The 21,526-nt window shown below is 41.8% G+C and carries 17 protein-coding genes; 8 read left to right on the forward strand and 9 right to left on the reverse strand.

What is annotated here, in order from left to right; translation table 11 throughout:
* Positions 1-60 precede the first annotated feature (60 nt).
* Both FQ083_RS00715 and FQ083_RS00720 read left to right on the forward strand, forming a co-directional pair.
* Complete coding sequence (locus FQ083_RS00715) at positions 61-504, forward strand: diacylglycerol kinase (protein ID WP_149408342.1); 444 nt, start codon at positions 61-63, stop codon at positions 502-504.
* 47 nt (positions 505-551) lie between these two features.
* Positions 552-1,271, forward strand: coding sequence for a PAP2 family lipid A phosphatase (locus FQ083_RS00720; RefSeq protein WP_149408343.1), 720 nt, complete (start codon positions 552-554; stop codon positions 1,269-1,271).
* A 254-nt stretch (positions 1,272-1,525) separates the two neighbouring features.
* Here FQ083_RS00720 and FQ083_RS00725 read toward each other — a convergent pair whose 3' ends face one another.
* The 7 genes from FQ083_RS00725 to FQ083_RS00755 all read right to left on the reverse strand — a co-directional run bounded on the left by FQ083_RS00725 (position 1,526) and on the right by FQ083_RS00755 (position 10,215).
* Positions 1,526-2,665 carry a carboxypeptidase family protein gene (locus tag FQ083_RS00725; RefSeq protein ID WP_149408344.1) on the reverse strand — a complete coding sequence of 380 codons (1,140 nt, stop codon included), beginning with the start codon at positions 2,663-2,665 and terminating at the stop codon, positions 1,526-1,528.
* A 327-nt stretch (positions 2,666-2,992) separates the two neighbouring features.
* The gene (locus FQ083_RS00730) at positions 2,993-4,024 is read right to left on the reverse strand and encodes a porin (RefSeq protein ID WP_149408345.1); all 1,032 of its coding nucleotides are present in this window, start codon (positions 4,022-4,024) and stop codon (positions 2,993-2,995) included.
* A 116-nt stretch (positions 4,025-4,140) separates the two neighbouring features.
* Positions 4,141-4,611 carry an acyl-CoA thioesterase gene (locus FQ083_RS00735; RefSeq protein WP_149408346.1) on the reverse strand — a complete coding sequence of 157 codons (471 nt, stop codon included), beginning with the start codon at positions 4,609-4,611 and terminating at the stop codon, positions 4,141-4,143.
* A 98-nt stretch (positions 4,612-4,709) separates the two neighbouring features.
* On the reverse strand, positions 4,710-6,404 hold the full coding sequence (locus FQ083_RS00740; protein ID WP_149408347.1) for a fatty acid--CoA ligase: 1,695 nt from the start codon (positions 6,402-6,404) through the stop codon (positions 4,710-4,712).
* Between the two features lie 50 nt (positions 6,405-6,454).
* Complete coding sequence (locus tag FQ083_RS00745) at positions 6,455-7,657, reverse strand: 3-oxoadipyl-CoA thiolase (protein ID WP_149408348.1); 1,203 nt, start codon at positions 7,655-7,657, stop codon at positions 6,455-6,457.
* A gap of 81 nt (positions 7,658-7,738) precedes the next feature.
* Positions 7,739-9,349 carry a 3-hydroxyacyl-CoA dehydrogenase gene (locus FQ083_RS00750; RefSeq protein WP_149408349.1) on the reverse strand — a complete coding sequence of 537 codons (1,611 nt, stop codon included), beginning with the start codon at positions 9,347-9,349 and terminating at the stop codon, positions 7,739-7,741.
* 89 nt (positions 9,350-9,438) lie between these two features.
* A complete protein-coding gene (locus tag FQ083_RS00755; protein WP_149408350.1) occupies positions 9,439-10,215 on the reverse strand; it encodes an enoyl-CoA hydratase in 777 nt (258 codons plus the stop codon).
* Between the two features lie 312 nt (positions 10,216-10,527).
* On the opposite strand from FQ083_RS00755, the gene FQ083_RS00760 reads away from it, so the two are divergent.
* The 4 genes from FQ083_RS00760 (at position 10,528) to FQ083_RS00775 (ending at position 16,225) form a co-directional block, all read left to right on the forward strand.
* Complete coding sequence (locus FQ083_RS00760) at positions 10,528-11,682, forward strand: acyl-CoA dehydrogenase family protein (RefSeq protein WP_149408351.1); 1,155 nt, start codon at positions 10,528-10,530, stop codon at positions 11,680-11,682.
* A 109-nt stretch (positions 11,683-11,791) separates the two neighbouring features.
* Entirely contained in the window at positions 11,792-13,057 is a 1,266-nt protein-coding gene (locus FQ083_RS00765; RefSeq protein WP_020443429.1) for an MFS transporter, read from the forward strand.
* Positions 13,058-13,254: 197 nt separating this feature from the next.
* Positions 13,255-14,100 carry an IclR family transcriptional regulator gene (locus FQ083_RS00770; protein WP_149408352.1) on the forward strand — a complete coding sequence of 282 codons (846 nt, stop codon included), beginning with the start codon at positions 13,255-13,257 and terminating at the stop codon, positions 14,098-14,100.
* A gap of 448 nt (positions 14,101-14,548) precedes the next feature.
* Positions 14,549-16,225 carry a chromosome condensation regulator RCC1 gene (locus FQ083_RS00775; RefSeq protein ID WP_149408353.1) on the forward strand — a complete coding sequence of 559 codons (1,677 nt, stop codon included), beginning with the start codon at positions 14,549-14,551 and terminating at the stop codon, positions 16,223-16,225.
* A 171-nt stretch (positions 16,226-16,396) separates the two neighbouring features.
* Here the strand turns inward: FQ083_RS00775 and FQ083_RS00780 are convergent, their stop codons facing one another.
* Entirely contained in the window at positions 16,397-17,323 is a 927-nt protein-coding gene (locus tag FQ083_RS00780) for a bestrophin family protein (protein WP_149408354.1), read from the reverse strand.
* Positions 17,324-17,604: 281 nt separating this feature from the next.
* Here FQ083_RS00780 and FQ083_RS00785 point away from each other — a divergent pair, with 281 nt between their 5' ends.
* Positions 17,605-18,309 carry a hypothetical protein gene (locus FQ083_RS00785; RefSeq protein ID WP_020443426.1) on the forward strand — a complete coding sequence of 235 codons (705 nt, stop codon included), beginning with the start codon at positions 17,605-17,607 and terminating at the stop codon, positions 18,307-18,309.
* 105 nt (positions 18,310-18,414) lie between these two features.
* Here the strand turns inward: FQ083_RS00785 and FQ083_RS00790 are convergent, their stop codons facing one another.
* Positions 18,415-19,965 carry an acetyl-CoA hydrolase/transferase family protein gene (locus FQ083_RS00790; protein ID WP_149408355.1) on the reverse strand — a complete coding sequence of 517 codons (1,551 nt, stop codon included), beginning with the start codon at positions 19,963-19,965 and terminating at the stop codon, positions 18,415-18,417.
* A gap of 615 nt (positions 19,966-20,580) precedes the next feature.
* Here FQ083_RS00790 and FQ083_RS00795 point away from each other — a divergent pair.
* Entirely contained in the window at positions 20,581-21,444 is an 864-nt protein-coding gene (locus FQ083_RS00795; protein WP_149408356.1) for a universal stress protein, read from the forward strand.
* Positions 21,445-21,526: the final 82 nt, after the last annotated feature.

Consider the following 21,526-nt stretch of genomic DNA (forward strand, 5'->3'; position numbering starts at 1 on the left):
TTTTTTAATTACTCAAAACATCTAGCGTAACTCAATATTAATGCGTATTAAGAATTCAATATGAATACAATCAACTCCGAATCAAAAAACCAAACGACGGCTACTCAACTGCTTGCACCTAATAGTTATGCCAGTCTTGCCAAAGGTAACAAAGGTCTTTCTCGTATTGTTAAAGCCGCCGGTTATTCTTTAGATGGTTTTAAAGCCGCTTATAAATATGAGGCGGCTTTTAGACAAGTATTCTGGCTTAATAGCGTCTTATTAATAGCAATCATACTTATCCCTTTTGATATCAGCATAAAAATGATGCTGACAATCACCTCTTTTTTATCCCTTATCGTTGAGCTGTTTAATACCGGTATTGAAGCCAGTGTTGATCATACCTCAACGAACCAACATCCACTCGCTAAAATAGCTAAAGATGTAGGTTCTGCGGCGCAATTTTTGGCGTTATTGCTTTTGTTTGTCTTATGGGTAATGGCGTTCTGGAACCTTTTATATTAAGTAAGATTCAAAAATTTTCGACTTAATATAATTTAAAAGGAGACTCAATGACGCTAGTAAAAAACACAACTGATTGGACGTGGCTCAAGCTGCTGTGCTTAACGATTATTGCGACATTGACGTTTGAGCACAGCCAATTTGATATTCGTATTAGTAATCTTTTTTATACGAATGGACATTGGCTTCTTGAAAAAGGTGCGCAGCCTTATAGATTTATCTTTTATGATTTTCCAAAATTATTATTAATATTATTTGGCGTCTATTTAATAATGGTATTAATTTGGCACTATTGGCAACGTCGATACACTAATACTGTGAATGCTAAAGTGTTTTTTATTAGACCAATCGCAGCATTGTCTAGCCGAGAGGTAGGTTATTTATTAATCACTATCATCATAGTACCTACGGTTATCGCAACCCTTAAGAGCTTTACCCATGTTAGCTGTCCAAATAGTTTATTTCTTTTCAATGGTGATTTATCATATCTCAATCTTTGGCAAAACATACTCGCTAAAACGCCTGCGAAGTGCTTTCCAGCGGCGCATGCCAGTGCAGGATTTTCTTTATATGGATTGGCATTTTTACCGACAGTACAAAAATATCGCTATAAAATTTTTATACTCGTCACAGTTTTAGGATGGACGATGGGGCTATATAAAATGGCATTTGGCGACCATTTTTTTAGCCATACTTTAGTCTCGATGTTGTTATCATTGACGCTTGCCTGCGCGCTTGCCAGCCTATTTTTCAGAAGGTCTTTAAAATAATAAACTTAGATATTTATGAGTTGCATTGTGATAATGCCATTGGAAGTTTGTTTTGGGGCTGGCTTGTAATATCTTAGATGATGATTGCTTTATTAATACAGTAATATCAAGTTTATAAACGAACGCCATTTGTGACTCAGCATCAATAAATAAGAAAAAGGTTGCGATCGCTATTTGTAATATAGCGATCGCAACCTTTTTATGATGGTTTTTCTTATGTGGTGTTATAAAATTAGGATTAGAGAAGCTGTTAACTAACGTAAATCATCAACTACCGCTAACATGGCAACTAGCGACGCTTCTCCTAATTTAATAGAACGCTCTGGTGACCAACCCGTATCTGCATCAGGTACATTATTGTTATCTATGAACGGCATCTCCAAAGTATTGGCTAGGCAGTCAAAACGTTCGGCCACCCAGTGAGTTGCGAGCGTCATATTCGCTGTACCCGGTGCATCAACATCATAGCCTTCTTCAGTCTGAAAGTCAGCACTGGCCAGCTTTAACACTTCTGAAAATCTATTACGTAGTCGCGCGAGTCGGTCATTATAATTAGGCGTCCCTTGAGAGCCAGCAAGGAACACAAAAGGTATCTCTTCGTCACCATGTACATCATAAAATAGATCAACGCCAGTCGCTTCCATTTTCTTAATAACATGAAACACTTCAGGGCTTTTTTCTAAACTCGGATTTGACCAGGCGCGGTTTAGGTTCGTTCCGACGGCATTGGTACGTAGGTGACCACGTACGCTGCCATCGGGGTTCATATTCGGCACAATATAAAAGTTTGCTTTGTCTAATAATAATTTGCCAGTCGCATTATCACCGTCTAATAAGCTATAAATGAGACCTTCGACCAACCATTCAGCCATAGTCTCACCAGGATGCTGACGCGCCGTGATCCAAATGTTGCGCTTACTCTCGTCACTACTGCTATCGCCATCACTAATTTTAACTAAGGTTAAGTCGCGCTTATCAAGCGTTTCACCTAAATGCTCTAACGTCACAAATGGGTGCATTTGTACAGCGGCTAATAAATCTTGATGACGCTCATAGCTGTAAGGGGCAAAAAAAGCAATTTGAATGGTTTCACATTCCATGTCTACGTTTATGGTCAGCTTGCCGTCTTTATAAGAGGTGGGCAGGCGGAACCAATACTCACGATCATAGGAAGCAACTGCTTGATAACTCTCCCACCCTCCAGAAAACGCGGCTTCCCCTGCATTTAGGATATTGAGCACATATTGCTCGCCAATCTGACCGGTTATACGAAAGTTAAACCATTGAAAAAACTCGCCACCGACGTCCGGACGAATAGCCAATTGGATATCTTTTTTGTCTTCTAAACTAATAACCTCAATATTGCCCGCGTCAAAATTTGCCGTGATATGCATAACCTGTCCTTAATCAGTTTTTATGGTAGTGCTTTAAAGAATATGTTGGAGTGTCAGATAGTGTAGCAGTCAACGCAAAAATGAGCTATGCCGAAGAACGCTAAAGCTTAGATTTGGCATAGCCGTATATAAAAATCCCATTGCACCTGCTTGCAGTCACGCTAACAACCTTTTATCCTTTTGCTCTTTACTGCCATAAGTGACAAGCTTTATGCGCCTTTTCTGCAACCTGTTATATAAGTACTAACTATATAATCATGATTTAGACGATGGCATATAACTTTAAACGACATACTATTCAGCTATTCGGCTTAGAAATTATTTAGCTTAGAAGCTATATTTGGCCATGATTTCGACTTGCTGACCTTTCTTTACTTTCGATAATGTCTTATCGCTTCGATCTCGCCATTCAATACCAAAATCGAGATCTGGTAAATAATTATAAACAAGGTTTATACTTTTTACATTGACGGAAGTATCAGCCGCATCATCTACATTAATCTCGCCATAACGCATATTACTCAGAAGCTTCTCTGTAAATTTATGCCTATACCCTACCGTAAAGCCTGTTTGCGACACAAGCTCGCCGTTTTCAGCATCACAATCTATAGCTCCAGTTGTCCCAAGCATTTTTCCGACACATACTGTGGAATAGACGCCCATCCCTTCACCGTTGAATACGCTCGCATGTAATGAGTCGTTACCCAGTTTGAGTTTACCGGCCAAAGAAACGCCGACACCGACATCTGAATCGTTTCCATTTTTAGCCTCACGCGCAGTGACCGCTAAGTTATAGCTAAGATCAGATATGTTATTTTTATAGCTGACCACCATATCAGGCAGGTTAGCGTCCTCATAAACAGGTTGTTGAGCGGTAACACGAAACCCTTTATGAGTATAATGCACCGTTAGATCTGGACGGATATCAGCGCCCCCACCCGAGATGGTTCCTAATCCCGTACCCCTAAAGTCGAGCTGTTCAGTCAAAAGCGGGTAGACCGCCAAGAACTGCCCATTCCATGTCTTACCTACGGTCAAATCGTTGACCTGAACATAAGCATGGCGAAGTCGCAAGTCTGAACCGCCATTTGCGGCATTGCCATAAAAATCCCCTTCAATAAAACCCGTTAATTTTTTATCCTCTACCTTCTTAGTGGTTTTCAGATTAATCCGAGATTGCCGTGCATTGCCTTTGAACTCTGACTCGCCTTCATCTGGAGAATAAAATATACCCTCGGCTTTAACATAACCACCGATACTTAGAGTAGTATCTGCAATTGTGACAAGATCTATGGCTTGTGCTTGTGCACATACCCCAAGAACCGCCAAACCAAAAGACAACTTTTTGATATAAAGCATGATCTATACATTCCTTGTATTGTTTGAAAATTCCTTTAAATGCCTATCGCTACTGTATTTTGTTACTTCATAAATACCAGTATTATCTCCTTGTACAAAAACACATGTCTCCTACTTTATTGAACCCTTTCAAAATCACTAATACCGGCTTTTTTTGTGTCATCAATATTTTTCTTTTGTCCAGTGGCTTTATCAAGATATACCAGTACTGACTCACCGCTAGCAACGATAGTATTCATAGCGGTACTATAATAGGTATATTCATGAATCAAGCTGGCATTGCCAATTTTCTTAATTCGAACCCCGATCCATAAGGTATCGGGATAGATTACTGGTTTGAAATATTGGCAGGATGATGCTGCCATGACTGAAAAAGTCTTCTCATTAAATAGATTTAATTGGCTGTTATAGTGAATACGAGCATTTTGGGCATAAGTGTAATAGACCACATTATTGACATGTCCAAAAGAATCCATATCGCCCCACTCTACTTGTTGAGAGTAAATAACCGCAAAACCATGCATAGGATGGTCATTATCTTTATTAAGCGTCTCTTGTATTTCTGGTAATTTTGCTAAAGCTTTCATAGTTATCTCGTTTAGTCGCGCCAATGAACATACCTATTCAAATTATCAGTAAGCTGCATTAACTGTTTTTTTTGCAGTCACTAATAAATATGTTTGGATTAGATTAATTTTTCTGCGTACATTATCCGCATCTTTTTCTTATCGAGCTTACCCACACTGGTCTTCGGCATTTCTACTAAGAATTTTATTTCACTGGGGACGCCATACTTTGGTAAATAGCCTTTTTCAACCGCTTGATGACCCAATGCTAAAATATCCTCGGCTTTAATATCGGTATGCTCAGGTTTCAGAACCACTAACGCTAGAGGACGTTCGCCCCATTTTTCATCCGCTACTCCAATGACGGCCACTTCAGCAACGCAAGGATGGAATGATAAAATATTTTCGACTTCAAGCGAGGATACCCATTCGCCACCTGACTTGATGACATCTTTGAGCCTATCAGTAATTTTGAGAGTACCATCAGCGGTAATGCAGGCAATATCTTGGGTATGCATCCAGCCACCGCGCCATAACTCATCGCCAGCATCTGGATTCTTAAAATAACTTTGGGTCAGCCAAGGCGCTCGAACGACGAGTTCGCCGGTCGACTCACCATCCATCGGTAAAGATTTGCCGTTCGCATCCCAAAGCTCCATCGATACCAGCATAATTGGTGAGCCAGAAAGACAACGATAGTTGATCTGCTCTGTCGTTGTCATAGTACTTGTCTGATCGCCGAATGCCATTCGGGCAAGTACAGGACAGGACTCTGACATTCCAAACCCCGAGATAAACTCTATGCCACTTTCAATAGCGGCTTCAGCTAGAGCTTCGTTTAATTTGGAGCCACCTACTGACAATTTAAGACCATTAAACTTGCGTCCTCGCGTTGCCATTTCTTTAAGTAACATTTGTAAAATGGTTGGGACACCATGTGAGAGTGTTACCTTATGGTGTTCAATCAAGTCAACCAATACTTCGGATACATATCGCCCTGGATATACTTGTTTTAGCCCTATCATGGTTGCCCCATACGGCCAACACCATGCGTGCACATGGAACAATGGCGTCATCGGCATATAAACATCATTGTAGCGAGCACCTTGACCTTCGGCGCTGAGTGCAGAGGCCAGCGTACTCGATAGCGTCTGCAATACGATCTGTCGATGGGTAAAGAAAACCCCTTTTGGGTCACCCGTCGTGCCGCTGGTATAAAATGTGGTGGCGATGGTATTTTCATCAAAATCTGGAAAATCAAACTCATTACTGACCGCGGCTAGCATTGCCTCATATTCACCTTCAACATAATCTGGCATATTGGCTTGCTCAGTTTTTGTATCGTTTTCACTATACTGAGCGTCATCCAGCCAAATAATTTTCTCAATAGAAGGGGCTTCATGACGGTAGTTTTTAGCCATTGGCTCAAACTCAGCATTAAGTAACAAGGCTTTTGGTTTGGAATGGTTGATGGTATACAGCACTTTATCTTCAGCCAAGCGTACATTGACCGTTTGCAAAATCATTCCAGACATAGGCACAGCAAAGTAAGCTTCAAGGTAACGATGACTGTCCCAATCCATAACAGCAACCACATCACCTGCTTGCAAACCCATGTTTTTAAGTACGTTTGCCAAGCGATTAACACGCTTAAAAAATTCAGCGTACGTATAAGTAACCTTATCCGCATAACTAATGGTTTGATCTTTAGAGGCGATTTTTGCACGGTTTAGTAGCTGTTTGATAATCAAAGGAAAACCATAGGCTTCTTGAGCTTGCTGGTAATCCTCATGTTGGTTAAGTATCGTAGTCATTATGGTCATCCTTGATAATAAAATAGTATGGCGATGTTAATTCGGAAAAATTAAACTCGTTCAATCACCATGGCAAGCCCTTGCCCAATGCCAATGCATAAACTGACCACCGCGTATTTTTCGCCCGTACGCTGAAGCTCGCGAGCGGTACTTAATGCCAGTCTTGCGCCTGATGCACCCAGCGGATGCCCAACAGCAATTGCTCCGCCGTTAGGGTTGACGCGTTTGTCATCAAAGTCAATTTCTAAACCTTTTAAGCAGCCAAGTACTTGCGAGGCAAACGCTTCATTAATCTCAATGATGGACATATCATCAAGTGTCAAGTCAGCACGTTTCAACGCCAGTTTAATGGCCTCAACAGGTCCTACGCCCATAATACTCGGCTCAACACCCATAGCACCGGATGAAAGAATCTTGGCAATAGGCTTAAAGCCCAACTTTTCCTCCGCCTGCTTTGAGCCAATAATTAAAGCCGCTGCGCCATCATTGATACCTGAAGCATTGCCTGCTGTGACGACACCTTCGTTGTTTAAAGGTTTAAGTTTTTGTAACGCTTCAACAGTAGAGCTGGCACGAGGATGCTCATCTTCCACTATCGCTTTTTCGGGTAATTTTTTACCTTGCGATACCATAATCGGTGTTATTTCATCATTGAAGAACCCAGCTTGTTTTGCCGCTTGGTACTTCGCTTGCGAGGCCGCTGCAAATTTGTCTGCTTCTTCACGAGTGATACCGTATTTGAGGGCGACATTATCACCCGTTTGCGGCATGCTATCGCTGCCAAACTGTTTTTCGATAATGGGATTGGGGAACCGGCTGCCAATAGTCGTATCAAATACTTTAAACTCACGACTAAAAGGCTGCTCAGTCTTAGCAAAGACAAAAGGTGCACGGGTCATGGACTCAACGCCCCCTGCTAAAAATATATCCCCCTCATGACAAGTAATACTACGAGCGGCATCAATGACAGTAGATAGTCCTGAAGCGCATAAGCGATTCACGGTTTGACCGGGTGTTTTGACATCTAATCCTGCCAATAACGCAGCATTGCGGGCGATATTACGTGAGTCCTCACCAGCTTGATTGGTATTACCGATCAGTACTTCATCAAAGATATCATTAGGCAATTGATGCTTTTCGACCAAAGCTTTCATTACTGTCGCAATCATGTCATCAGGACGAACGGTGGCTAATGCGCCTCCATGGCGACCAAAAGGGCTTCTTAATCCGTCATAAATATAGGCATCTAACATAACTTTTCCTTGTTGTGTTTTGAGAGTTTGTCTTATTAAGATATATGGTTTAGCAAGATTGCTAGGTTGTTGCTATTAATATTAATAATTAGTTTGCTGAGTAAATAGTGAAATACCTAGCGTGGCGCGGCGTTGTAACCACGGGCTTGGGCGATAACGCGGATCACCTGTTAACCCATAAATACGCTCTAAGATAAGTAAGATTCTCTGAGCCCCAAGCTCGTCTCCCCATGAAATAGGACCATAGGGATACCCTAGTCCAAGCTTGACGGCATTGTCGATATCTTCAGGAGACGCAATACCTTGCATCGCAATATCACAGCCTAAATTAATCACCATAGCCATGACTCGCTGCGCCACAAACCCAGTGCTTTCAGTGATCAGTGTGGCATCAACAGCAACCTGTGTAATGGCTTTGTCCTCAACTAAACGGTTATCTGTTTTTCTACCAAATAAAGCATAAGCTTGTGCAATAAAGTTATCTTGGGTGACGATACTTGGCATCAAGGTACGATGCTTAGATAAGTCAGTCAGCATATCAATAGCGACCGCTTGGTTAGGATTGACTTGATAGCGGATAGCCGCATTGGTGGTATCTTCGCCATAAATTGCCAGTAATATCAAACTGCCAGAATTTGGCTCATCATTATCGTCGATAGTAATACCATTAGTGTTCAAATGATCAATCAGCTGTTGTCTATCTTCTGCTAAATCTGCGCCAATCCAAACGGAGAGGTTTGAAGTATCAGACCCTGTTTTAAGAACTAATGATTCAAACAATGATTGTTTAGACGTATCTGCTGAAACTTTTTGACCATCTTGTTTTTTATTTTCTGTGTAGTGATAAAAGCCTTCACCGACTTTGCGACCAAGCTTTTTCCCTATTAGCATTTGACGAGTTAACGGATGTGGGCGATAGCGAGGCTCAGAATAATATTGATTATAAATCGACTCCATCACTGGATGTGATACATCGATACCGGTGAGATCAAGGAGCTCAAATGGTCCCATCCGAAAGCCAGCGCCGTCACGTAAAATACGGTCGATGTCCTCGAAACTTGCAACTCCCTCGCCTAATATTTTCAACGCTTCTGTACCGTAAGCTCTACCGCCATGATTGACGATAAATCCTGGGGTATCTTTTGCCACCACCCCTAAATGTCCCATGCGTTTGGCTAAAGACGTCAGCGTCTCAACCACTGAAGGTTTGGTAGAGATACCCGGAATCACTTCAACGATTTTCATTAAAGGTACTGGATTAAAAAAGTGAAATCCTGCCACGCGCTCTGGGTGCTCGCAATTAGAAGCAATCGCGGTCACCGCTAGCGAGGAGGTATTGGTTGCCAAAATCGTCTCGGCAGGAACAATGCTTTCTAACTGTTTAAAAAGCTGTTGTTTTATTTCTAAATTTTCAATAATTGCTTCAATAACGACATCTACCTCGGCAATTTTGGCTATATCTTCAATCACGATCAGATTCGATAAAGTAGATTGCAGCTGCTCATCGGTGAATTTACCTTTGGCGGCTAGTTTTTCGAGGGTAGCTTGAAGGGATTGGCGTCCATGCTCAGCAGCGCCTGCCTTGGCATCAAATAACAGCACTTGAATGCCTACTTGGGCGGCGATTTGCGCAATACCCATACCCATAATACCGGTGCCGATAATGGCCAATGATTTAACAGTCATAATAATCCTTTATATGGTCTTGTTACTTTATGCGCTATTGTTAAATAGTCTCGTTTTCAGGGTTGCTTAGTTATGTCTCTCTATGATTCAACAAGCTACTGTCCTTTGTATTCAGCACGACGCTTCTCTAAGAAGGCTTTTGCCCCTTCTTTTTGATCTTCGGTATCAAACAAAATCTGAAAGGCTTTACGCTCTAAAGCCAACGCGGCTTGTAATGGCATGTCCACCCCGAGATTGGCAACTTCTTTGATTTGGGTTAAGGCAATAGGCGAGTAACCCGCTAGTTGCTCTGCAATTTCGATAGCACGTTTGATAGTCGCTTCATCTTCGACTACTTCAGAGACTAGCCCCATTTGATCTGCTTCATCAGCGCTTATCATGTCGCCCGTTAATATCAGCTTCATGGCTTTATGTTTGCCAATTACGCGAAATAGCCGCTGCGTACCCCCTGCCCCTGGCATCAGCCCTATTTTGATTTCTGGTTGGCCAAACTTAGCAGACTTGCCAGCGACGATGATGTCGGCATGCATAGCAAGCTCACAACCGCCGCCAAGCGCATAGCCATTGACCGCTGCAATGATCGGCTTGCGACAATTGGTGATGGCATCCCAGTAGCGTTCGCTATGACGCAAATACACATCGACTGTTTTCGCAGTTAGAAAATCATTGATGTCAGCACCAGCCGCAAACACCTTATCACCACCCGTCAGCACGATAGCTTTAGTCTTTGGGTCATCGTTTAGTTTGATAAAAATCTCTGCCATTTTTTCGCGTAGCTCAGTGTTTAAAGCATTGCGAACCTTGGGACGATTGAGTCTTATCACACTAACGCCATTTTCTTGTTGTTTACAAATAATGATTGGCTCTTCCATGATGCTGTCCCTTAAACAGTGTCCTTAGGTAAAGTACATCAACCTTCAAAAACACTAGTAATTATGATAATTAATACCGCATAGCGATATTTAAGACCAATATATACTGTTTATTTTCCTTTGTGAAGGGTAAATCTCAGTTAAATTGAGAAATAAACCAACCATTTAAACTTTAATTTTTTAATAAATACCGCATTGCGGTTATTTAAACCAAAACTATTGTAATTTCATAAACTATCAATTATGCTGTTTGTTCAAGGCAATTATGAAGCCGCTATCAATTTGAATATCAATTAAACAAGGAAGAATCACATGATCAGAGATAAGGACGTTCTTGACCAAATCACCGACACTATCCGCCAGTTTGTTAATAACCAATTAATACCGATGGAACACTGGGTAGCAGAAAATGACCGTCTTCCAGACGATATCATCAATCAAATGCGCGAGTTAGGGCTTTTTGGACTGACTATTCCCGAAGAGTATGGTGGGCTTGGCGTTACGATGGAAGAAGAGGTCACGCTGGCATTTGAACTAGGGCGCACCTCTCCTGCTTTTCGCTCATTGATAGGGACAAATAACGGTATTGGCTCATCTGGTCTAGTCATCGATGGTACTGAAGCGCAAAAACAGAAATATCTACCAAGGCTCGCCAGTGGTGAAATCATCGGCTCATTTTGTTTGACCGAGCCGGATTCTGGCTCAGATGCCGCTTCATTAAAGACCACTGCTATCAAGGACGGTGATACCTACATTATCAACGGTACTAAGCGCTATATTACCAACGCTCCTGAAGCCGGCGTGTTTACCGTGATGGCACGTACTGATCCACAAAATAAAAGATCGGGTGGTATTTCAGCCTTTATCGTTGAGAGTGATACCCCTGGTATTACTTTGGGCAAAATTGACAAAAAAATGGGGCAAAAAGGTGCTCATACCTGTGACGTCATCTTTGATAATTGTGTCGTGCCTGCTGATGCTTTGATTGGTGGTGTCGAAGGTGTAGGTTTCAAAACCGCGATGAAAGTACTCGATAAAGGGCGCCTACATATTGCTGCAGCGAGTACCGGAGCCGCGACTCGCATGTTGGATGATGCATTACATTATGCCGTTGAACGTAAGCAGTTTGGGCAGCCAATTGCCAATTTTCAGCTTATTCAAGCGATGCTCGCTGATTCAAAAGCAGAAATCTATGCGGCTAAATCTATGGTATTAGACGCCTCACGCCTGCGTGATGAAGGTAAAGATGTCGTCACTGAGTCCTCCTGTGCCAAGATGTTTGCCACTGAAATGTGTGGTCGCGTTGCTGATAGAGCCGTACAAATTCATGGCGGTGCGGGTTACATTGCCGATTATGGCATTGAGCGTTTTTATCGCGATGTGCGCTTGTATCGTTTATATGAAGGTACGACTCAGATTCAGCAGATTATCATCGCCCGTAATATGATTAAAGAAGTCAGTGAATAGTAGTTTGTTTGATGAGCTAGGCGATACCGGTATTTGCTAGGACGTGAATACCGTCATAAAGACACTATTAAAATAGTTTTTTATTCTCACAACGATAAGGATATGTATTGTGAAAAGTGCGGCTATAACTTCGAATCCAAGCTTAAATTCTACCCAGAAGCAACCTTGGAAACTGGCCTTTGTATTTTGTTTTTTAGTCTTGTTATGTGATGGGGCTGATATCGGTATTCTTGCCTTTACGCTTTCAAGTTTAAAACAAGAATTTGGATTGACCAATGTACAAGCAGGTGCTTTGGGCAGTTGGTCATTATTTGGCATGGCAATCGGTGGGTTCTTTGGCGGCTGGGCCTGTGATCGTTTTGGACGGGTACGGGTTATCGTGATTGCGACCGCACTCTTCTCTGTATTATCAGGTTTTAGTGGGTTTGCGCAGAGCTACGAACATTTTGTAGCATTACGATTCACCGCATGTTTGGGTCTTGGTAGCTTATACATTGCGACCAATACGTTGATGTCTGAGATGGTCCCTACTAAACATCGAACGACGGTGCTTGCGATGTTGATGACAGGGTTTACTTTAGGATCTCTCGTTATTACGAGCCTGTCTGCTTGGATTATTCCTAGCTATGGTTGGCGCACTCTATACCTCTTAACCTTTATACCTATTATTCTGGCAGTATTGATGTATTTTCTAGTGTCTGAGCCCCAGTCTTGGAAAGAGTCACGTGCCCTTAAACTTAGTGGCGCAAAGAACTCACTTCAAAAACCTGAAAACCCTTATAAAGCCATATTTGAGAATCCAAAGCATCGCATCATGTTTATTTTATGGTCTATGAGTTCAGGGCTTTTATTATTTGGTTATTTTGGCGTAAGCAACTGGTTACCATCTTATCTAGAAACTGAATTAGGTATCAAGTTTAAAGAGATGGCTATCTATATGGCAGGTACTTATCTGACTATGATGTTTGCCAAATTAGTCGCAGGTATCGTGGCTGATAAGATAGGTCGCAAGATAGTATTTGCTTTCGGTACGATGGGTACGGCACTATTTATACCGGTATTGGTCTACATGCATACGCCAGAAAACATCGGTTGGTTAATGATAACCTTTGGCTTCTTATATGGTATTCCTTATGCAATTAACGCCACCTATTTGACCGAAAGCTTTCCGACTGCTATTCGAGGTACTGCTATCGGTGGTGCTTTCAATATCGGACGACTAGGCTCAGTTATTGCGCCCGTCGCTATTGGTTATATGGCGATGCAAAATTCTATCGGCGCAGGTTTATTACTGATGGCAGGTGCGTACTTCTTATGTGGTCTTATTCCGACGTTGTTTATTAAAGAACAACAGTATGACCCACAAAAAGCATAATATTATTCAATATATGTACCGCATAGCGAAATAGCTTATAATAGCTGTGCCAAGTATTTTAAATGCACCTTTAAGATAGTATGGTTAAAGGTGCATACTATTATTAGCTCAAAGTAATTTATTCTGATAATAAAATACGATAAGCAGTATGTTGACCATTACATTTGTATTAACTTAATTGAGAATAAAAATAATATATGACAACTAAAAACCTTATTACTGAAGGCTCGGCTAACACAACACATATCGAACTGCTAGAGCCGATTGCAGAGATGCGCGATAAGAATGATCGGCAGTTCGTCACCGCTTTGGCGCGAGGGCTAGAGCTACTTCGTTGTTTTACCCCGCAGCGTCCTTATCTTGGTAATCAAGACTTAAGTCAACTAACCGGGCTGCCTAAAGGCACGATTACGCGTCTTACTTATACTTTAGTTAAGCTCGGCTATTTAAAGCAATCAATAAATAGTAGTAAATATCAATTGTCTGCCGGTGTCTTAGGGTTCGGCTATACGATGATGGCGAACATCTCTATCAACAATCTAGTAACGCCGTACATGGAAGAATTAGCAGAGTATGCAAATAGTGCGGTTGCCATGGCCACTCGCGATCGACTAACGATGGTATATTTGAATGTGGTGCAAGGTGATGGTACTACGACTATGCGCCGTAATGTCGGCTCATACTTGCCTATTCACTTAAGTTCGATGGGCAGAGCCTGTCTAGCAAGTATGCCGCAGGCTGAGCAAGAATTTATCCTTAATGCCATTCGAACTAAGTACAAAGAGGATTGGATAAAGATTAGAAGGGGACTGGATAAAGCTTTTAAAGATTATGAAGATTATGGCTATTGCTTTTCAATTAGCGAATGGCAAAAAGATGTCAATGCGGTTGCCACTGCTTTAATGCACCCTACTGAGGGCTTACTGACTTTTAATTGTGGCGCGCCAAATTTCGTTTTGAGCCGTACAAAACTAGAGGAAGATGTTGCCCCTCGTTTACTGCATATGAAAAATAGTATTGAGAGCAATCTTTACATTAGCTAGATCATGTCATTAATTATAGAGATCGCATAATTATTAACACTTTAAGTGAGTATGCGATTTTATTATTAACTCAGTATCATGGAAACATACATATAACGCAGTGGCATGATCCGCGCTTTTACCATACTTCCAGATAGGCGCCTAGTCGCTATCTTCACCACCATATCATAAAGTCTTATTAAAGCTCTCCTCGCTACAGCCCTATAAAAATACTGATGGCAAATCCCTATAGGCAGCACCTCATCTGTACGCCGCCATTATCATATTTGCTGCTCTGATCCGTAACATAACATATCTAATATACTGCCATCCTAATTTACATATTGATAATAGTTATCGTTTGTAATATTATTCGCTTAAATTATTACAGTGACTTTACTAAGTGCCCCTATCTTAGGATTGGCACCGCTACCCCTTTTATTTTTATTGATCACTGATTGAGACATTTATGCGTTTATCCACTCTGACCCAAGCAGTCGCTTTGATTACCGCTACTTTTATGTTGACTGCTTGCGGCGATGATTCTGATGTCAGTACAGAAATCATTGATGGGACACCGCCACTTTTGACAACGGATAGCAACTTTTCGAGTGGTTATAGCGCAGTTGCGGCCCTATTTGTCTCAGGTCAAGTGCAAGATAGCGGTGGCATAAAGTCTGTGACTTATACATTGAACGGTAGAGTACCTCAATCACTAACTATTGACAAAAATGGTTATTTTAACGATCGCATCTTGTTAGATTTAGGCGAAAACAGCATTGCCTTAGCCGCCACTGACAATGCAGGTAATATCATGCGCTCAACCAAAAATATGTATCTGGGTGATACGGTGGCAGCTGGTGGCTCACATACCGCAGCCCTTCATGATGGGCAGCTCTATGGTTGGGGTCGTAATAACTATGGGCAAACAGGCACCGCATATATCTCGACATTCACTGATACTATGGGACATCCAGAGTTACCGACACTCATGAATAATGCCCCAAAAAACCTAATATCTATTAAATTTAATCAAAACCACTCACTTGCTATCGACGATAAAGGTCAAGTTTATAGCTGGGGTAATGATGCTTATGGACAATTAGGACGTGGTCAGTCAAATCGTCATTCTTGTGTTAAATCCGCTGATTGCCGTCTTGATATCAGCGCGATTGCCGGTATTGATAATGCGGTCATGTTAGCGACTGGTTATAATCATAATTTGGTGTTGACCAAAGACGGCAGCATTTGGGCATTTGGCGCTAATGCTCAAGGGCAGCTCGGTAATAACACCGCTATAGACAGCAACATACCAGTCAAAGTGGACTTTTCGGCAGCTGATGCCGTCGGTCATATCATACAAGTCGTAGCCAGTAGCAGTAGCTCATATGCCTTAGATGATAAAGGTCAGGTATGGGGTTGGGGCAGCGACGCGAGCGCCAATCTTGGGCGCGGTCACGCATGTGATAAAGCCAACAATTGCATCAATATTAATAATAAACCGGTACGTATCAATGTCATTGCACATGATTCGGCTGATAGTACTGCTCAAAGGGTAGAAAAAGAAATAGTCACTCAGCTTGCGGCTGGTAAAGATCATGTTTTAGCACTGACCAACAAAGACTCTGTCTATGGTTGGGGGCTAAATGCTAGCAGCCAAATAGGCTACAACGGAATTGGCTTTAAAAATACCGCAAAAGCATGGGCAAGCACCATAACTGCGCCAACCAAATTGCCTTGGTTTGCAGATCAAGAGGTTCGCCGTGTCTACGCCAATGGCAATGCCAGCTATGTGCTGTTGGACAATGTTGCAGCAAATAATAGTAACACTCGAGCATCAGATGGCATCCTTTATGCTTGGGGCATGTTTGGTGAAACAGACGGCAAAGGCAAAACAAGTTATGAAAACTTAAATGAACCAACAAACAAGCTTGCCAGCTTAAAAAACATCGATAATATGGCGATGGGTACAATGCATCTGATTGCACATGAAAAACCACGCAATCAAAACAATGGCATACCTTTTAAAAATGGCAATCTATTTACATGGGGCTGGAGCTTTGAGGGTTCATTAGGCAATGAAAACACCTCACATACTTGGATGTATAACTACCCTATCCCTGTAAAAATTCCTAGCCAGCTATAAGCAGTGATTATTGAGCGGCGCTCATAAAAGCGATACACAAGGACCTAGTACGTAAAAAGGGATCTTACTGAGCTTTTTAAAAGGTATTTAAGGCTAATAAGCAATCAAAGTGACATACAAACATAGAAAGACCGCTTCAATCGAGCGGTCTTTTATTATCTTACCCATTATTTATGGTAAGTAGCCCTTTATAGGGCTGATATCAGCTGGCAAATCAATTTCACCCAAGGCCTCTAACAAGTTGATTTCAATCGTGCGCGATAAAGCCGTTAATGGTAGCTGATTGTCCGCCAAGCCAAATGGTAATTCTAACTCTTCACTTAGCGCATCAAGTCCAAAAAAGGTATAGGCAATCACGCTGCAGATTAAGGGTGTCACCCAGCCCAAAGAAGATACCAAACCAAACGGCAGCATAAAGCAATAAAGATAAGTGGTTCGATGTACAAGCAAAGTATAAGCAAATGGCAATGGCGTATTATGAATACGTTCACACGCTGCCAGTACCACCGTCATAGAGTTCAGACGCTCATCCATATTTTGTACCATCTGCTCTGATAGCAAATGCTGCTTCCGACAGTGTCCAAGCTCCTTACCCATCAAGCGCATCAGATAATCAGGCAGATTTTTTGCCTGCCGCATTTTGCTATGATATTTCGGATCAACAAAGCGCTCGATATCCTCCCAAGGCGAGGTGTTTCGCAGTCGATGACGCACCGCATGAGTAAAAGCAATGCTCAGATAAATCAGACGGCGCTGGGTATCTCGCCCTATTGGATTGTCTTCGTCGATATAAGAGAGCGCTTGACGGCACAGGCTGCGCGCATCATAAACCAATTGTCCCCATAGCCCCCTTGCTTCCCACCAACGCTGATAGCTGGCATTATTACGAAAGCCCAAAAACAACGATAAGGCAATCCCAAGCAAGGTGAAAGGCGCCACGCTATAAGAAGAAAAAGAGCTTGGAAAGCCGTGCTGAATATTGGTAATAAGCGCACTGATAAGACCAATCAGCAAAATTTGAGGATATACTTTGGGAAGAATTGAGCCACGCAAGGTAAAGAATAGTTTGATGGCGCTTGGGTTTTGCTTGACGATCATATTGACTTCCTAACGCTGATACTTTTGCAGAGCGAAATGATAACAGACTCACCATAATGAGGTGCAAAAAGATGCTTATCATTGAACTGTGAATAAGTATTTATCGTAAAAATACACCACTATTTTTATCACCTTGTTGTGCAATAGATGTCTAACAAATCATTGGTTGTTATAGTGATGTAATGATAGCAAAGACAAAGGTAGATAGCAGATGCCATCGCACAAAAATTCGATTATAGTAGACATAGATATGCTCATATAAACAAAATAAGGAATAAATGATGAAAAAATTAGGATTATGCGCCGCAGTGGCACTGAGCTTGAGCGCATGTGCTGGCGGGATAAACGGTGGCACCATTGGCAATAACAACCAAAATACTATCGTCACTCAATATCCTGTTGAAGCAGCGATGCTCAACATTTACACCAAAGCTCGCAGTCAAAGCTTGGTAGCGACCGTCGGCAATCAAACTGCCTCCGCTGATATTACAATTACCCCAAAAGGCAGTATGGTATTCAATAATAAACAAGTACAAGCTGCCGAAGTAAATACTATTAATAAAGTAAATAATCAAATCACTGATCAATCTGTTGCCATCAATTACTTTACGTTAAATCCATTAGTTTTCCATGGTTATACTGATAGCTCAGGCAAATACTCACTAGCGACCCAGAGCACGACGCTTCCTAAGCTGGCAACCGTTGGCTCCTCTAGTCAATTGATTGCAGAGGACGTATACGCCGATAGAAGTATGCGCAGAAAGATAGGTAGCTACAGACAAGGCTGGTCATTGACTAGAGACACCAATAACACTGCATGGTTTTGTGTCGACACCTCAGCCAATCTACTCGTCGCAAATGATCCCAATGGTGTCTCATCAGAATGCTATAAAATCAATGCGCGCGGCGATATCTTAGATAGTAAAGTGACGATTAGCCAACCGACAAACAACGGTACGAAAGCGATTGTATTTACTAGCCGTTAAATAATTCGTCACTAAATCACTTAACGTTGCACAAAAAAGCGCCCCTTAAATTAAATAAGGGGCGTTTTTTTGGAATTTATTTATGCTGTTATAATATCTATTATATTAAACGGCAATTTTATAAGTAGCTTTTTTAATACGCATATCACCCGTTTCAACATAACGCTGATGCCATGATAATGCTTCGTCTAAGATATGCGGCGTTTGCATACCAGCCGTATCTGAAGCACGATCAAAATAATCTTGTAGCATTGGGCGATAATCAGGATGGGCACAGTTATCGATAATTGCTTTTGCACGTTGACGCGGCGATAGACCACGCAAATCTGCCAATCCTTGTTCGGTGACAATGACCATCACATCATGCTCAGTATGGTCGTGATGCGAGACCATCGGCGTGATACAAGAGATAGCGCCATCTTTTGCCACTGATGGCGATACAAAGAATGACGTATAAGCGTTACGAGCAAAGTCACCTGAGCCGCCCAAGCCATTCATCATATTGGTGCCCATGACGTGGGTTGAGTTGACGTTACCATACAGGTCACATTCAATCATGGCATTAATGGCCAATACACCTAAGCGACGCGCGACTTCAGGATGGTTGGTGATTTCTTGTGGACGCAATACAATACGCGCACGCAGCTCTTCGATATTGGCATTAAAACGCTCTAGCGCATCTGGGCTTAATGACAGTGCAGTGGCAGATGCCATGGTCATTTTGCCAGACATAATTAGGTCTAACATACCATCTTGCAATACTTCAGTGTAACCAGTTAAATTCTCAAACGGGCTGTTTTGTAGTCCTGCCAATACGGCATTGGCTACGTTACCTACACCAGACTGGATCGGTAATAAATTTTCTGGCATGCGACCTTTTTTGACTTCATCATGGAAGAAATCAATGATATGACTGGCTATTTTGTTTGAACATTCATCAGGATCAGCAAACTTGCTGTTGCGATCTGGTGAATTCGTTAAGACAACGCCAACCACTTTATCCAAGTCACAATGTAGATACGGCACACCAATGCGTCCGCCTGGGGTCACAAGTGGAATCGGCTTGCGGTTTGGCGGCATACCGATATCATTATAGACATCGTGCATACCTTCTAACATCAAGCTTTGCTGCGCGTTCACTTCTAAGATGATTTTGTCTGCATTTTCTAACCAGGCATTGTTGTTACCGATAGAAGTCGATGGAATCAAACGACCATCTGGCAAAATACCCGACACTTCAACGACCGCTATATGCATCTTGCCATAGAAACCGATGGTGCTCTGCTGCGCTACATGCGATAAATGCATATCGAAATAATGCGCTTCACCTGCGTTGATTTGTTTACGTAAAGCAGGCTCTGATTGATATGGCGTGCGCCACTTGATGCCGTTCGCTTCTGCCAATACGCCATCACATTCGGTTGCGGTAGAGGCACCTGTCAATAAACCAATTTGAAAGTCTTCACCGCGAGCATGAGCCGCTTCCATATGTTTGGCAAGCGCAGCGGGTATCGCTTTTGGGTAACCGGCACCGGTAAAGCCACTCATACCGACATTCATGTCGTTTTTGATGAACGCTGCTGCTTGATCAGCAGACATGATTTTTTTGCTTAGACCGTCGTGAAGCACGCGACCTTCATGATTTAATGATGTCATACCTTTTTTCCTAGTAACTTCCATATTAAAATCAAACCACTTCGCGATGAAGCGTTTGATACGAAACCAACAATAAAATGCATTGCTGCATATTAGCAACTTTCCCGCAAAAAACAAGTTGAATGACTTAAATTTACCTGTAGATATTTTATCTGTCTCATATAAACTAACATTAGTTCGTTTTTTAATATCGTTTATATAACGTTCTTTTTCTCTTTAAATTGCAGTCAGATCTATTTTTCTTTATCTCAAAGAGATATGCTTACCGTAAGGTATGATGGTTAAAAATCCTTATTATTTATTTTTCTTAGATAGGTATCAACGCATTTAAAAACTATACTTTGAAATATAGAATGGGGTATTTTTGATTAATAGAAAAACATTAACGATAATATTTCTGGTTTTTTGTCTATAGACCCAAAAAAATTATAGTAAGATTATCAGTGTCATATTTTTAAAAGGACTCTACGCATGTTATATTTTAGAAACTGGCAAAATTTTTTAACTAAAGGTTATACTGATAAAAACTGGTGCTAAATTTGATATGAAAGCAGTTCATTATTAGCTGATTGACATAAAGTTGGTAGCGAAAAAATAAGCATTTAAGGATGAATGATGACAACTCAACAGCACGTTTTGGCCTGTATTGACGGCTCAGCAGTGACAGAGTCTGTTTGTGACTATGCAGCATGGTATGCAAGGCGACTCAATATTTCGATAGGACTGTTGCATGTCAGCGATGTGGCAGCGTCTATTAGAAGAGACTTGTCTGGGGCGATTGGCATCAATAGCCGTCAATTCTTGCTAGATGAATTGTCTCAGCTGGACGAGCAAAGAGCCAAGGTAGTCAATAGCTATAGTAACGCCTTGGTGCAAGATGCCAAAAGCCATATCAAAAATCAGTTTGATGACGTAGATGTCTATGTTTATCAGCGCCGTGGCAAGCTATTGCCTGCTATTGAGCATTTTAAAGCGCATAATCGTGCCATCGTTATGGGACGCCGCGGTGAAGACCATAAACATAGTCGCATTAACATCGGCAGCCAAATCGAGACAGTTGCACGAGCGTCAAGCATACCGGTGCTCATTTGCTCAGAGAAATTCAAAGAACCTCAGTCATACATGGTAGCCTTTGACGCTAGTAAAACAGCGATTAAAGCCATAGCTATGCTGTCAGAGAGCAAATTATTAAAAGGCATGCAAGGTCATATTGTGATGGTCGGTAACGATAATGAAACCGCCAAACAAAGCCTTGCCGATGCCAGCGCGCAGATGGCAGCAGCAGGATTTTCAGTAGAGACTCATCAGCTCCAAAAGCTTGACGCGGTCAATGGATTGTTAGCTTTTCAAATGGAGCATGCAATCGATATTATTGTGGTGGGTGCTTATGGCAGCTCAAAATTACAGCATCTGTTTCTTGGCAGTACTACAACAGAGATTATCGCCAGTACGCTGTCACCGGTTATTTTGGTGCGCTAATAGTTAACGAGCGTGATTATATTTTTAATCTGTTCTGTCAGTTTTTATATGTTGATAAATATTCATTAAAAAAGCAAGGCAT

Source organism: Psychrobacter sp. ANT_H59, from assembly GCF_008369225.1.
GTDB classification, from domain to species: Bacteria; Pseudomonadota; Gammaproteobacteria; order Pseudomonadales; family Moraxellaceae; genus Psychrobacter; species Psychrobacter cryohalolentis.